This is a genomic window from Nocardia sp. NPDC058497 (assembly GCF_042720195.1).
In the GTDB taxonomy this organism is placed as follows: Bacteria; Actinomycetota; Actinomycetes; order Mycobacteriales; family Mycobacteriaceae; genus Nocardia.
Map to the genome: position 1 here is coordinate 1 of NZ_JBHXMY010000960.1, position 1,414 is coordinate 1,414.

2 protein-coding genes are annotated in these 1,414 nt (G+C 69.8%); both read right to left on the reverse strand.

Annotation, left to right across the window (positions count from 1 at the left end):
* Positions 1-192: 192 nt before the first annotated feature.
* The gene (locus tag ACFWPJ_RS32845; RefSeq protein ID WP_378857413.1) at positions 193-744 is read right to left on the reverse strand and encodes a hypothetical protein; all 552 of its coding nucleotides are present in this window, start codon (positions 742-744) and stop codon (positions 193-195) included.
* Positions 741-1,196, reverse strand: coding sequence for a hypothetical protein (locus ACFWPJ_RS32850; protein WP_378857415.1), 456 nt, complete (start codon positions 1,194-1,196; stop codon positions 741-743). Before ACFWPJ_RS32850 ends, ACFWPJ_RS32845 begins: the two co-directional genes overlap by 4 nt.
* Positions 1,197-1,414 lie beyond the last annotated feature (218 nt).

Consider the following 1,414-nt stretch of genomic DNA (forward strand, 5'->3'; position numbering starts at 1 on the left):
CACCCCCTCGCGGGTAACCGCGCCCCGTGACACCTCTTCGGCCCCCCTCGGCAGCAGCCGAGTCGCCACCCGCGATTCCGTCCACCACCGCGCTGAACGTTCACTATCGCGCCGATCGGTCGAAATCGGGACGATCGGAGCGTGTGGTGAACGCTCAGCGCATGTCCGCCGTCGGCGGACTTCGACAGTGCCCTAGGTTCCGGTCTGCTCGGCGAAATGGAACTCGACGGACACGGCGTCGGCCGGAATGCCTTGTGCGCGAAGGCTATCCAGGATCTGGTTGGTGAATCGGGGAGCCGGGCGGTAGTGCGTGCTGTGATCGGAGACCATCACGATCCGCCCGTTGCGCGCGACCAGCTCGCCCGCGGCGGCGACGGGGCCACCGGCAAGGAAGCTGGAATGGTGGAACCGGCCGAGCAGGTGCCGGGGTGAGCTGTAGATGATCCCGTCGGCATCCATGACGAAGATCGCGCGGCCGCCGGCCGGGGACCACAGGGTGCTCGCCGCGGTGGTGTCGAACAGGGCCCCGTCGGCGGTGTACAGGAGTCCGTCGCGCGCGTGCAGGCGGAATCGCGCGCGGTCGGTCGCGCCGAGATAGGCGACGTGACTGTCGCCCCAGACCCGGTTCCCCGGCAGGTGTTCGCCGGTGAATTCCGGGCGCAGCGGTGTCGTCGCGAAAGCCGGGTGCGCGGCGCCGCGGCGACGGAACAGCGCGCGTAGTCGATCCAGAGCACAAGATCTCATGCCGGAACCAGGGTCACGATCAGCTCGTCGGCGATGGACTCCGCCTTCACCATGCCCTCGCCGAGGTACAGCGTGGCGGCCTGCGGCCTGCCGTCGGGCAGTGGCACGACCGAGACCGCGTCGACCCGGCGGCCCGCGAGCACGTCGTAGGGTGGCTCGTCGGTGACGTCGAACGCGGTGTATTTGCCCGAGATGGCGACGTATTCGATATTCACCGGGTCGACCAGCGGTTCGAACGGATCACGCCACGGTGCCGCGCCGATCCGCAGTTCCGCGCCGTCGACGCCGGCGTCGAGCAGCAGCGTCGATCCGTTGTGGAAGGTGAATTCGATCGGGCCCTCGGTGCGGTCGATGTCGTCGCCCAGGACGTAGAACATCCGGCGGACGGCGACGATGGTCCCGTCGACCGCGGCATTGAGCGCGGTGCGGCCGTACTCGTCGTTGTCGGACACAGGTTTCCTCTGACGGTCGATCGCGCACGCGTGGCGTGCTGCCGGGCAGATGAGCCATCATGTCGCCCGACCTGCGCGGCACGCAACTCGGTGCGGCGTGTTCGCCGCCGCGACCCGGCCACCCGCCGTGCCCTCGACCGCTCGGACAGTGGAGTCATGGTGGCCCCCACCCCGGACGACAGCGCGGCCGCGGTGGGGCGCGCGGCGGGCCGTGAGGG

What these genes read in the sequence shown, in the direction of transcription:
- ACFWPJ_RS32845 (WP_378857413.1), bottom strand. Translation starts at nt 744, where the DNA reads ATGAGATCTTGTGCTCTGGATCGACTACGCGCGCTGTTCCGTCGCCGC.